Origin of the sequence: Mesorhizobium sp. M7A.F.Ca.CA.004.04.2.1, assembly GCF_004022825.1 — a bacterium.
Classification (GTDB): Bacteria; Pseudomonadota; Alphaproteobacteria; order Rhizobiales; family Rhizobiaceae; genus Mesorhizobium.
Window position 1 is genome coordinate 1 of sequence record NZ_RZPH01000059.1, and the last position, 12,292, is coordinate 12,292.

Genomic DNA, 12,292 nt, shown 5'->3' on the forward strand with positions numbered 1-12,292 from the left:
AGGGCCGGCCGGCACCGATATCGGGAATGAACACCTCCCAGATGCCGGTGTCGCGGCGATCCCGCATCGAGTGCCGGCGGCCGTCCCATTCGTTGAAATCGCCGACCACAGAGACACGCCGCGCATTGGGAGCCCAGACGGCGAAATGCACGCCCGTGGCGCCTTCGTGCTCGATGACATGGGCGCCGAGCTTGTCGAACAGCCTGAGATGCGATCCCTCGGCGATGTAGTAGTCGTCCATCGGCCCGAGCACCGGACCGAACGAATAGGGATCGGTCAGCCACCAGTCGCCGCCGGCATTGCGCGCGTGATAGCGAAGCGGCTGCCGCTTCTTGATCGAGAGCTTGCCTTCGAAAAAGCCGCCATCGTCGCGCCTGGACAATTCACCCGCGATGATGCCGGTCAGCGTATAGGCAGTGACGAATTCGGCATTCGGAACAAAGCAGCGGGCCACAAAACCCTTCCCAGCCTCCTGAACACCGAGAACGGCAAACGGATCGCCATGCGTGCCGGCAACAATCGCCGCAACATCGCTGGCTGCCGCCAGTCCGTCCGGCCCGCTTGTCGCAGCGGTCGCGCGCGGCTTCTTCATCAGGCAGTGTCCCTCCCCAGGCACCGAGTGTTTGTTTCTAGTGGTGTGATCCGACTTTCAAGTTCACACCACCGGGACCACATTGTTTGCGGCCTCATGCAATCACATCAGGCAGGCACGTTCCAGATTTCTTTCGCATATTGGCGGATCGTGCGATCGGAGGAGAACCAGCCGACACGCGCCACATTGCGGATTGCCCTGGCGTACCAGTCGGGACTGTTGCGCCAGACCGCATCGACCTCGCGCTGGGCGGTGGCATAGGCATCGAAATCGGCGGCGACCATGAACCAGTCGCTGTTGTAGAGGCCGTTGACGAGGTCGCGGTAACGCTCCGGATCGTCCGGCGAGAAGACGCCCGACGAGACGGCAGCGACCGCTTGCGCCAGCTCAGATGATCCCTCGATGACGGCGCGAGGGTCGTAACCGTTGTTGCGCCGCTCGGCGACCTCGGCGGTGGTCAGGCCGAAGATGAAGATGTTGTCGTCGCCGACGCATTCCTTGATCTCGACATTGGCACCGTCGAGCGTGCCGATGGTCAGCGCGCCGTTGAGCGCGAACTTCATGTTGCCGGTGCCCGACGCTTCCATGCCGGCGGTCGAGATCTGCTCGGAAAGGTCGGCAGCCGGCATCATGATCTCGGCCAGGCTGACATTGTAATTCGGCAGGAACACCACCTTAAGCAGACCGCGCACGGCCGGATCGCGGTTGATGACTTTTGCGACATCGTTGGCGAGTTTGATGATCAGCTTGGCATTGTGGTAGCTGGGCGCCGCCTTGCCGCCGAAGAATTTCACGCGCGGCATCCAGTCGCGCTCGGGGTGCGAGCGGATCTGGTCATAGAGCGCGATCGCCTCGAGAATGTTCAGAAGCTGGCGCTTGTATTCGTGGATGCGTTTGATCTGGATGTCGAAAAGCGCCGAAGGATCGACCTTGATGCCGAGCCGGTCGGCGACGAGGTTGGCCAATCGCGCCTTGTTGGCGCGCTTGACGGCGGCGAACTTGTCGCGAAAGGCGGCATCGCCGGCGAAACCGTCGAGATCCTTGATGGCGTCGATGTCATCGAGAAAACGGTCGCCGATCGCCTCGCGGGCGAGCGACGTCAGTCCGGGATTGCATTGGATCAGCCAGCGCCGCGGCGTGATGCCGTTGGTCTTGTTGTTGATGCGATCGGGATAGAGCTTGTGCAGGTCGGCGAACACCGTCTCCTTCATCAGGTCGGTGTGAAGAGCCGAAACGCCGTTGATGGAATGCGAGCCGACAAAGGCCAGATTGCCCATGCGCACCCGGCGATCGCCATTTTCCTGGATCAGCGAGATGCGGCCAATCTGCTCGTCCGAGAACTGGTTGGAAGCACGCGCCTCCAGAAGCACTTCAGCGTTGATGGCATAGACAATCTGCATGTGGCGCGGCAAAAGCCGCTCGAACAGCGGCACCGGCCAGCTTTCCAGCGCCTCGGGCAGCAGTGTGTGGTTGGTGTAGCCGAAGGTGCGCTGGGTGATATCCCAGGCCTGGTCGAAGTCCATGCCGTGGACGTCCATCAACAGGCGCATCAACTCCGGCACGGCGATGGCCGGATGGGTGTCGTTCAGGTGGATCGCAGCCTTGTCGGGCAGCGACTTCAGGTCGCCATATTGGCTCAGATGACGCTGCACGATGTCCTGCAGCGAGGCGGTGGAGAAGAAATACTCCTGCCGGAGCCGCAGTTCCTGCCCGGCCTTGTGGGAATCGGCGGGATAGAGCACGCGCGACAAGGCATCGGCCTTGTTGCTTTCGGCGAGCGCGCCGATGTGGTCGCCGGCATTGAATTTGTCGAGCAGGATCGGATCGATCGGCATGCCCGACCAGAGCCGCAGCGTGTTGACGCGATTGGCCCGCCAGCCGACGACGGGCGTGTCATAGGCGACGGCCAGCACATGCTCGGTCGGCTTCCAGACATGGCGTTCGAGGCGGCCGTCCTTGGAGGTGATCGATTCCACCGAACCGCCGAAACCAACCTCGAAGGAGCGTTCGCGACGTTCGAATTCCCACGGGTTACCGTGATCAAGCCAGGTCTCTGGCAGTTCGACCTGCCAGCCGTCGTGAATCTCCTGCCGGAACATGCCATTGGCATAGCGAATGCCGTAGCCATGCGCGGGAATGTCGACGGTCGCCATGCTTTCCATGAAGCAGGCCGCGAGCCGCCCGAGACCGCCATTGCCGAGCGCCGCATCGGGCTCGAGTGCTGCAATCAAGTCGAGGTCGACACCCAACGACGACAGCGCCTCGCGCATGTTGTCCATCAGGCCCAGATTGGAGAAAGCATCGCGCATCAGGCGGCCGATGAGGAATTCCAGCGACAGATAATAGACGCGCTTTTCCTTCTGGTCGTAAGCCTCTCTCGTCGCCTGCATCCAGTGATCGACGATCCGGTCGCGCACGACCTTGATCGAGGCGGTTAGCCAGTCGTACTGGGTCGCAACGGTGGTGTCCTTGCCGACCCTGTATTTGAGGGCAACCAAGACTTCACGTGCGAGCGTCTTTGGGTCAGGATTTTCGAGCAGTGGCGGAAGGGGTTCGGATGTCATCGCGCTCGTCATGATGCCTCTCGTGCGGTTGCCATGATCATACCGGCTTTCATCGCTCCTCCCAGCCCATGCTAGCTGATACCGCCAACTATTCAATCGATTTAAACAGGTTCGATCCGGCTTGCCCCCTGCGGCAATTTGGCAATTCTGAAGTGTGACGCGCCAAGACGGCCCGCGCGCCGCGCTTCAAATCCCTGTTCCGTGCTTGCCGTGTCGCCATGCGCCAGCCACTTGGGCGACATGTATCAAGCCGCCAGCGCCGCCTCCGGCGGGGCCTTGGCTCCTGTCATGAAGGCGACGGCGTCGGACATCGTATATTGCTTGGGGTCGATGACGGCGAGGCGACGGCCCAGCCGATGGATGTGAATGCGATCGGCCACTTCGAAGACATGCGGCATGTTGTGCGAGATCAGCACGATCGGGAGGCCGCGCTTCTTGACGTCGAGGATCAGCTCGAGCACGCGGCGGCTTTCCTTGACGCCAAGGGCGGCTGTCGGCTCGTCCATGATCACCACACGACTGCCAAAGGCGGCCGCACGCGCCACGGCAACGCCCTGCCTTTGGCCGCCCGAGAGCGTCTCCACAGCCTGGCTGATGTTCTGGATGGTCATCAGGCCAAGTTCGGTAAGCTTGTCGCGGGCGCGCTTTTCCATCGCCGGGCGATCGAGCATGCGAAGCCAATCGCCCAGAAAACCCGGTTTACGGATTTCGCGGCCAAGGAACATGTTGTCGGCGCTCGACAGCGCCGGCGACAGCGCCAGGTTCTGGTAGACGGTCTCGATGCCGGCTTCGCGGGCCTCCATCGGCGATTTGAAGGAGACGGGTTTTCCTTCGAGCCGGATCTCGCCTTCATCGGGCGCGGCAGCGCCGGAAATCGCCTTGATGAGCGACGATTTGCCGGCGCCATTGTCACCGATGACAGCAAGGATTTCGCCGGGGTAGAGGTCGAAGTCGGCGTTGTCGAGGGCGGTGACGCGGCCGTAGCGCTTGACTAGGCCACGCGCGGTGAGAATGGGTTCCTGGGTCATGGTCATGCCGAAACCTTTCTGATCCATTGGTCGACCGCCACGGCGCCGATGATCAGCACACCGGTGAGCAGCACCTTCCATTGCGGATCGGCGCCCAGCATGTTGAGGCCCATGGAGACGACGCCGACGATCATCGCGCCGAACAGCGTGCCCAGGATCGAGCCGCGTCCGCCGAACAGGGAAATACCGCCGATCACCGTCGCGGTGATCGCCTGGAGATTGTAGTCGGTGACGGCAGCCGACGGCGAGATCGAGCCGTTGCGACCGATAGAGACCCAGGCAGCGAAAGCGGCGATCAGCCCGGCAAGGGTGTAGACCGTCATCAGCACCTTCTTGGTCTGGATGCCCGACAGCTTCGCCGCCTCCTGATCATCGCCAACGGCGTAGACATGGCGACCCCATGCCGTGTGATTGAGCACGTACCAGAGGATCATCACGAGCACGACCGTGGCAATGACGCCGAGCGTCAGCACCGCCGTGCCGACCTTGAAGCTGATGGCAAAGAGATGCAGGAGCGGCGCCTGGGTGTCGACGTCGGTGTCGCGGATCGTCTCGTTGGCCGAATAGATGAAGTTCGTGGCCATGACGATGTTCCAGGTGCCAAGCGTCACGATGAAGGGCGGCAGCTTCATGTAGGCGACGAGCACGCCGTTGAGCAGCCCGCATGCCGCGCCGGCGGCAAGCCCGATCGCCACGGCGAGCGCGCTCGGCATACCGTAGCTGACCGCGCAATTGCCCATGATCACCGCTGAAATCACCATGATCACGCCAATCGACAGGTCGATGCCCGCGGTCAGGATGACCAGCGTCTGCGCAGCACCCAGAATGCCGATAATGGCGATCTGCTGCAGGATAAGCGTCAGCGTGTAGGACGAAAAGAACCGCCCACCGATGGTGATGCCGAAAACGATGATCGCCAGAACCAGGACGATCAGCGGCACTGCGGCCGGCGTCGAATGCAGGAAATGCTGGATGCGCTTGACGGCCGATTTGTGCTCGTCGAAAGCGGCAACGCTTGTGTCGCTGCTCGAAAGAACTTTCTCGAATTCCTGAGCTTGAGCCATGTTTTCTCCCCGAAGGCTTCAGCCAAACGCCGACGCCAGTCCACGCCTTTCCGGTCTGTCGCCGGGATTGTTCGCGGTCACGCGAGCCATCGTCCACCCGAAGCGGCCGGGGATCAAGCCCCAGCCGCCCAGGTTCGGTAGATGCCTGTCAGACCGGCATCAGCCCCAGCATTTGGCGAGGCCTTCCTTGGTGTCGATGGACTTCACGCCGGTGGCCGGCTTGTCGGTCACCAGGTTGACGCCGGTATCGAAGAAGTCCTTGCCTTCGGTCGGCTTCGGCTTGGTTCCGTCCTTGGCGAAAGCAGCGATCGCCTCGATGCCGAGTGCTGCCATCTGCAACGGATATTGCTGCGACGTCGCGCCGATGACACCTTCGGCCACCGACTTCACGCCGGGGCAGCCGCCGTCGACGGAAACGATCAACACCTGGCTTTCGAGGCCGACAGCCTTGAGCGCCTGGTAGGCGCCGACAGCGGCAGGCTCGTTGATGGTGTGGATGACGTTGATGGTGTTGTCCTTCTGCAGGAGGTTCTCCATCGCCTTGCGGCCGCCCTCTTCGTTGCCGTTGGTGACGTCGTGGCCGACGATGCGGGGATCGTCCTCATCGCCGATCTTGTTGGGATCCTTCACGTCGATGCCGTAGCCCATCATGAAGCCCTGATCACGCAGCACGTCGACAGTCGGCTGCGAAGGCGTCAGGTCGAGGAAGCCGATCTTGGCGTCCTTGGCCTTGTCGCCGAGCGTGGCGGCTGCCCAGGCACCGATCAGCTTGCCGGCTTCGAGATTGTCCGTCGCAAAGGTCGCGTCGGCGGCGTCGATCGGATCGAGCGGCGTGTCGAGCGCGATCACCAGCAGGCCGGCGTCACGCGCCTTCTTCACGGTCGGCACGATGCCCTTGGTGTCGGATGCAGTGATCAGGATACCCTTGGCGCCGTCGGCGATGCAGCTCTCGATGGCCGCGACCTGGCTCTCGCTGTCGCCGTCGATCTTGCCGGCATAGGTCTTGAGGTCGACGCCGAGTTCCTTGGCCTTCGCGGTCGCGCCTTCCTTCATCTTGACGAAGAAGGGATTGGTGTCGGTCTTGGTGATCAGGCAGGCACCGACACCAGCCGCGGATGCGGACGACGCAAACGCCATCAGCCCCAGAGCCGCGGCGGCAAACACGGTCGATTTCAACAGTTTTGTATTGGTCACGATTTCCTCCCAGTGGATCCATCCGGATGCCGGCCAACCGGCACCTGCAGCGCGTCCAACGAAATTCTCCCAGCGTGGACGCTGCCTCAACAGACACCAGCACGAAGCCTCTGTCAATAATTAAATCACTCTTATTTATTATTGACAGCCTTGCTTCGTTCACCCATTCTGGCCCAAAAGCATTGAGGGGAAACGACGGGAGGAACAGGGTGGAAACGGCCATTGCGAGGCACGGTTCGCCCGAGGTGAATGACAGTCTCATTCACCGCGGCACCAACCAGAGCGGCATGCGCGACCACAATGAGCGGTTGGTGCTGTCGCTGGTGCGCCAGCACGGCAGCCTGGCAAAATCCGACATCGCCCGCATGACCGGCCTTTCGGCGCAGACGGTTTCGGTCATCATGCGCGAGTTGGAGGAAGAAAGCCTCCTGCTGCGCCAGGCGCCGTTGCGCGGCAAGATCGGCCAGCCTTCCATTCCGATGGCGCTCAATCCCGAAGGCGCTTTCTTCATTGGGCTGAAGATCGGCCGCCGCAGCGCCGAACTGGTGTTGATAGATTTCCTTGGCCATGTCCGTTCGATGCTGCAGCATTCCTATCGCTACCCGGCGCCGCGCGAGACGGTGGACTTCGTCAGCAACGGCATGCGGCAGATGCGCGGTGCGCTGACGCCCGCGCAAGACAAGCGCATCGCCGGGCTCGGCATCGCCATGCCGTTCGAATTGTGGAACTGGGCCGATACCGCCGGCGCCCCCCGCGACGTGATGGACGAATGGCGTCACCGCGACATCCGGGCCGACATCCAGGCGCAATGCGATTTTCCGGTCTATTTGCAGAACGATGCCACGTCGGCCTGCGGCGCCGAGCTCGTCTTCGGCCAGGCGGGCGCTGCGCGCGACTTCGTCTATTTTTATATCGGCGCCTTTGCCGGCGGCGGCATTGTGCTGAACGGCCGGCTTTTTGGCGGCCCGACCGGCAATGCCGGAGCGCTCGGCTCCATGCCGGTGCCCGGGCCGGACGGCAAGCCGACCCAACTGATCGATGTCGCTTCCATCGCCATGCTCGAAAAGGCGCGCAATGCGCGCGGCACCGAAGCCTCGCATCTGTGGACCTCGCCGGAAGATTGGGGCGAGATCGGACCCGAGCTTGACGACTGGATCGCCAGCGCCTCAAGGGCGCTCGCCTACGCCATCGTCGCCGCATCCTCGATCATCGATTTCGAAGCGGCGGTGATCGACGGCTGGATGCCGAAGGCGGTGCGCCGCCGGCTGGTCGACGCCATCATCGCGGCAATCGCCACGATCGATGGCGAAGGCTTGAAGCTGCCCGCCATTCGCGAGGGAACCGTCGGCATCCATGCCCGGGCGCTCGGCGGCGCCAGCCTGCCACTTTCCGAACGCTTCCTGATCGGCTCGACGACGATTTCCAGGAGCGCCTGATGCTGATCGGAATTCCGGCGCTGCTCGGTCCGGAGCTTCTGGCGATCCTGCGCGGCATGGGTCATGGCGACGAAATCGCCCTTGTCGACGGAAACTATCCGGCGGAACAGCAGGCAACCCGGCTGGTGCGCGCCGATGGTCACCCTCTTATCCCCGTACTCGACGCGATATTGAGTGTGCTGCCTGTCGATGACGCCGTGCCGGAGGCGCTGTTTCGCGCCTCGGTCAAGGGCGATCCCTCGCTTGCCGATCCCGTCCATCATGAGATCGAGGCGATCTGCGCCAAACGGGCGCCAGGCCGCAAGGTGGTTGCGCTAGCCGGCGCCGACTTCTATGCACGGGTCAAATCGGCGCATGCCATCGTCGCGACAAGCGAGCCGCGGCTCTACGCCAACATCATCATACGCAAGGGCGTGATCCATCCGCCGGAGACCAGGAAGCCATGATCCTCTGCTGCGGCGAAGCCCTGATCGACATGCTGCCGCGCACGACGACAGCGGGTGAGCCGGCCTTTGCGCCTTATGTCGGCGGCGCGGTGTTCAACACGGCGATCGCGCTTGGCCGGCTCGGCGCGCCGGCAGGCTTCTTTTCAGGCCTGTCGTCGGATCTGTTCGGCGGCCAGTTCCGGGATGCGCTGGGGGCAAGCAAGGTCAGCTCCACCTATGCGCACACCTCACCACGGCCAACGACGCTGGCCTTCGTCAAGCTCACCAACGGCCAGGCGACCTACACTTTTTATGACGAGAACACCGCCGGCCGCATGCTGACCGTCGACGACCTGCCGCAGCTTGGCAGCGAGATCGAAGCCATGCTGTTCGGTGCCATCAGCCTGATTTCGGAGCCCGCCGGCAGTGCCTATGAGGAGTTCATGCGGCGCGAGCATGAAAGTCGAGTGATGATGCTCGATCCCAACATCCGGCCGAACTTCATACCGGACAAGGCCAAGCACCTCAGGCGCATTCGCGCGATGATGGCGATGGCCGATATCGTGAAATTGTCGGACGAAGACCTGACCTGGTTCGGCGAAGCCGGCTCGCACGAGGATGTCATCCGCAACTGGCTGGATCGAGGCCCGAAGCTGATCGTCGTCACCCATGGCAGCGAAGGCGCCGTCGGCTATACCAGGGAACATGCCGTCACCGTCATGCCGGAAAAGGTCGAGGTGGTCGACACGGTCGGCGCCGGCGATACCTTCAACGCCGGCATCCTCGCCTCCTTGCATGAGCAGGGCCTGCTGACCAAGGCGGCGATTTCCCGCTTGTCGAAAGACGCCATCCACAAGGCGCTGGCGCTCGGTGCGAAGGCGGCGGCAGTGACCGTGTCGCGGGCCGGCGCCAATCCACCCTGGCGACATGAAATCGCCTGAGCAACGCTCAACATAAGTTGAGCCCAATCGATCACTTTATGTTTCGCAGGGGCTCTTTACAGGGCTATAAGGGCGGGATGGTGCCCGACGAAGCCCGGATTTCCGGCATCTGACTGACATTCGCCGGGAAATACTGGTAACGGACTGCGACACTTGGGCAATTTAGGGCTCCGCCTGCCCGGCTTTCTCGGCAAGCGCAACTCTGGTACCAGCGGCCGATTATCTGGCTAACCCGTTTTGAGGCCGACATGCAGTTCATCGATCTTGGCGCGCAGCGCGAACAAATCCGCGACCGGCTGAAGGCCGCGATCGACCGTGTCGTCGACGAAGGCCGTTATATTCTTGGCCCGCAAGTCACCGAATTCGAGAATAAGCTTGCCGCCTATATCGGCACCAAGCATGTCGTGGCCTGCGCCAACGGCACCGACGCGCTGCTGTTGCCACTGTTTGCGGCCGGCATCGGCCCGGGTGACGCGGTGTTCGTGCCGAGCTTCACTTTCGCCGCCACCGCCGAAGTGGTGGCACTGGCCAAGGCCGAGCCGGTGTTCGTCGATGTCGACCCGCATAGCTACAACATCGACATTGCCAGCCTCGAAGCGGCCATCGCCATGATCAAGAAGGAAGGAAGGCTGAAGCCGAAGGCTATCATTCCTGTCGATCTGTTTGGCCTAGCCGCCGATTACGAGGCGATCATGGCGATCGCCAACCGCGAAGGGCTGATGGTGATCGAGGATGCCGCCCAGTCGATGGGCGGTTCGCTCGACGGCAAGATGTGCGGTGCTTTCGGCCATGTCGGATCGACCAGCTTCTATCCGGCCAAGCCGCTTGGCTGCTACGGCGACGGCGGCGCGATGTTCACCAATGACGATGCGCTGGCCGAGCAGCTTCGCTCCTTCGCCTTCCATGGCAAGGGCGAGACGCAGTACGACAATGTCCGCGTCGGCATCAATTCGCGACTCGACACGATCCAGGCGGCGATCCTGATCGAGAAGCTGGCTATCCTGGAAGACGAGATGGTCGCCCGGCAGGTGGTGGCAAAGCGCTATGCCGAAGGGCTTGGCGATATCGTCACTGCGGCGCGCAATCTGGACGGCAGCCGTTCGGCCTGGGCGCAATACGCGATCGAGACGCCCAAGCGCGACGGGCTGAGGGCGCATCTCGGCGAAAAGGGCATTCCGTCTGTCATTTACTACGTGAAGCCGCTGCATGCCCAGGTCGCTTATCGCGACTACCCGCGCACGCCGACCGGCCTTGCCGTATCGGAAGACCTGCCGAAGCGGATCCTGTGCCTGCCCATGCACCCTTATCTCAGCGAAGCCGACCAGGACCGCATCATCGAGACGATCCGCAACTATATCGGCTCGAATTCGGCGCAGGCCGCGGCAGAGTAAGCTGCCGAGCCTTTCTCAGCCGGGGCCCGCCGCCCTGCCGCTGGCAATGAAATGCGGATTGGCAAAATCCTCGTCGTCGCTTTGCCTGCGCTTGCCATAGACCAGAGGTTGGCCGTCGAGCGTGCGCGTCATGCCGCCGGCGGCGCGCAGGATGGCGTCGCCCGCCGCTGTGTCCCATTCCATGGTGCGGCCGAAGCGCGGATAGACATCAGCCTCGGCGCTGGCGAGAAGGCAGAACTTCAAGGACGAACCGACCGAAACGATTTCGGCGGCACCGAGGTCGCGAATATAGGCCTCGGTTTCCGGTGTGTTGTGAGACCGACTGGCGACGACGGCCAGCGGCGTCGCGGCCGTTCTCGCCGCGATCGGCCGGCGGCCGACGATCTGGTAATCGCCATCGATTTCGAGTGATTCCGCCCTGCCCGGCAGGCCGGAAAAGAAGCGGCCCGTGCAGGGCGCAAAGACGACGCCGACTTCCGGCACGCCATCGCGAACCAGCGCTATGTTGACCGTGAAATCGGTGCGGCGGTTAACGAACTCCTTGGTCCCATCGAGCGGATCGATCAGAAAAAAAGCCCCGTCCAGATCGGGCGGCACGATGCCGGCGGAAGCTTCTTCCTCGGCCACGCAGGGGATATCGGGAAATGCGGCACGCAGTCCGGCGAGTATGATCTTTTCGCTCTCGCGGTCCGCCTCGGTCACCGGCGAGGCGTCGGACTTACGGTCAACCGCACAGCCGGCGTGGAACACGCGCATCACCTCGCGCCCGGCCGACAAGGCCAAGCGCTCGAAGATTTCAAGCATCAGCCTGTCGTCAGATGCCGCCGCCGCTATCGTATTGGTCTTCGGCAATGTCGCGCTCGTTCAGCCAGTGTTCCAGGGCGTCGACCATCTCTTCGGCCGACTTGCCGAGTGTCCGCAGATGGACCTCCGGGGTTTCCGGCGCTTCATAAGGGGAATCGACGCCGGTGAAATTCTTGATCTCGCCATTCAGCGCGCGCGCATAGAGGCCCTTCGGATCACGCCTGGCGCATTCCTCGAAAGGCGTATCGACGAACACCTCGACGAATTCTCCGTCGGCCATCAATTCACGTGCCATGCGCCGCTCGGCGCTGAAGGGCGAAATGAACGAAACAATGACGATCAACCCGGCATCGGCCATCAAACGCGCCACTTCGGCGACGCGGCGGATGTTCTCGACGCGATCGGCGTCGGTGAAACCAAGATCGCGGTTGAGACCGTGACGGACGTTGTCGCCGTCCAGGATATAAGTGTGGCGGCCGGTGGCGAACAGCTTCTTTTCGAACAGGTTGGCGATGGTCGACTTGCCGGAACCCGACAGCCCGGTGAACCAGAACACGGCGGGCCGCTGGTTCTTCATGTCGGCGCGCACGCGCTTGCCGACATCGAGCGACTGCCAATGGATGTTTTCGGCGCGGCGCAACGAGTGCAGGATCATGCCGGCGCCGACCGTGGCGTTGGAGATGCGGTCGATCAGGATGAAGGCGCCGGTGGTGCGGTTTTCGGCGAAGGGATCAAAGGCGATCGGCGTCCGCGTCGAAATGTTGCAGATGCCGACTTCGTTCATTTCGAGCGACTTTGCCGCTTCATGGGCAAAGTCATTGACGTTGATCCGATATTTCAGGTCGGTGACGGT

General features: G+C 62.6%; 10 protein-coding genes and 1 pseudogene. 4 read left to right on the forward strand and 7 right to left on the reverse strand.

Annotation, left to right across the window (positions count from 1 at the left end):
* The 5 genes and pseudogenes from EN893_RS04755 to EN893_RS04775 all read right to left on the reverse strand — a co-directional run.
* Positions 1-592, reverse strand: a pseudogene (locus EN893_RS04755) (1,4-alpha-glucan branching enzyme); the annotation flags it as partial.
* 107 nt (positions 593-699) lie between these two features.
* A complete protein-coding gene (locus EN893_RS04760) occupies positions 700-3,168 on the reverse strand; it encodes a glycogen/starch/alpha-glucan phosphorylase (RefSeq protein WP_127269993.1) in 2,469 nt (822 codons plus the stop codon).
* A gap of 233 nt (positions 3,169-3,401) precedes the next feature.
* A complete protein-coding gene (locus EN893_RS04765; protein WP_164900718.1) occupies positions 3,402-4,184 on the reverse strand; it encodes an ATP-binding cassette domain-containing protein in 783 nt (260 codons plus the stop codon).
* Between the two features lie 2 nt (positions 4,185-4,186).
* Positions 4,187-5,248 carry an ABC transporter permease gene (locus tag EN893_RS04770; RefSeq protein WP_127269995.1) on the reverse strand — a complete coding sequence of 354 codons (1,062 nt, stop codon included), beginning with the start codon at positions 5,246-5,248 and terminating at the stop codon, positions 4,187-4,189.
* A gap of 159 nt (positions 5,249-5,407) precedes the next feature.
* On the reverse strand, positions 5,408-6,424 hold the full coding sequence (locus EN893_RS04775) for a sugar ABC transporter substrate-binding protein (RefSeq protein WP_164748812.1): 1,017 nt from the start codon (positions 6,422-6,424) through the stop codon (positions 5,408-5,410).
* Positions 6,425-6,651: 227 nt separating this feature from the next.
* Between EN893_RS04775 and EN893_RS04780 the strand changes: the two genes are divergently transcribed.
* From EN893_RS04780 to EN893_RS04795, 4 genes are all read left to right on the forward strand, one after another.
* The gene (locus EN893_RS04780) at positions 6,652-7,878 is read left to right on the forward strand and encodes an ROK family protein (protein WP_128361429.1); all 1,227 of its coding nucleotides are present in this window, start codon (positions 6,652-6,654) and stop codon (positions 7,876-7,878) included.
* Positions 7,878-8,324 carry an RbsD/FucU domain-containing protein gene (locus EN893_RS04785; protein ID WP_023808513.1) on the forward strand — a complete coding sequence of 149 codons (447 nt, stop codon included), beginning with the start codon at positions 7,878-7,880 and terminating at the stop codon, positions 8,322-8,324. The genes EN893_RS04780 and EN893_RS04785 overlap by 1 nt, the downstream gene beginning before the upstream one ends.
* Positions 8,321-9,244 carry a carbohydrate kinase gene (locus EN893_RS04790; protein ID WP_127270001.1) on the forward strand — a complete coding sequence of 308 codons (924 nt, stop codon included), beginning with the start codon at positions 8,321-8,323 and terminating at the stop codon, positions 9,242-9,244. Before EN893_RS04785 ends, EN893_RS04790 begins: the two co-directional genes overlap by 4 nt.
* A 248-nt stretch (positions 9,245-9,492) precedes the next feature.
* Entirely contained in the window at positions 9,493-10,635 is a 1,143-nt protein-coding gene (locus tag EN893_RS04795) for a DegT/DnrJ/EryC1/StrS aminotransferase family protein (RefSeq protein ID WP_127270003.1), read from the forward strand.
* 15 nt (positions 10,636-10,650) lie between these two features.
* Here EN893_RS04795 and cysQ read toward each other — a convergent pair whose 3' ends face one another.
* Together cysQ and cysC are read right to left on the reverse strand one after the other, a co-directional pair.
* Positions 10,651-11,439, reverse strand: a complete 789-nt coding sequence (gene cysQ, locus EN893_RS04800) for a 3'(2'),5'-bisphosphate nucleotidase CysQ (RefSeq protein ID WP_164748814.1) — start codon at positions 11,437-11,439, stop codon at positions 10,651-10,653.
* A gap of 10 nt (positions 11,440-11,449) precedes the next feature.
* The coding region (gene cysC / locus EN893_RS04805; RefSeq protein ID WP_128361430.1) for an adenylyl-sulfate kinase at positions 11,450-12,292 on the reverse strand (843 nt) is incomplete at its 5' end.

Coding starts and splice junctions, on each gene's coding strand:
- EN893_RS04760 (WP_127269993.1), bottom strand. CDS start 3,168: ATGACGAGCGCGATGACATCCGAACCCCTTCCGCCACTGCTCGAAAAT.
- EN893_RS04795 (WP_127270003.1), top strand. CDS start 9,493: ATGCAGTTCATCGATCTTGGCGCGCAGCGCGAACAAATCCGCGACCGG.
- EN893_RS04765 (WP_164900718.1), bottom strand. CDS start 4,184: ATGACCCAGGAACCCATTCTCACCGCGCGTGGCCTAGTCAAGCGCTAC.
- cysQ (WP_164748814.1), bottom strand. CDS start 11,439: ATGCTTGAAATCTTCGAGCGCTTGGCCTTGTCGGCCGGGCGCGAGGTG.
- EN893_RS04785 (WP_023808513.1), top strand. CDS start 7,878: ATGCTGATCGGAATTCCGGCGCTGCTCGGTCCGGAGCTTCTGGCGATC.
- EN893_RS04790 (WP_127270001.1), top strand. CDS start 8,321: ATGATCCTCTGCTGCGGCGAAGCCCTGATCGACATGCTGCCGCGCACG.
- EN893_RS04770 (WP_127269995.1), bottom strand. CDS start 5,248: ATGGCTCAAGCTCAGGAATTCGAGAAAGTTCTTTCGAGCAGCGACACA.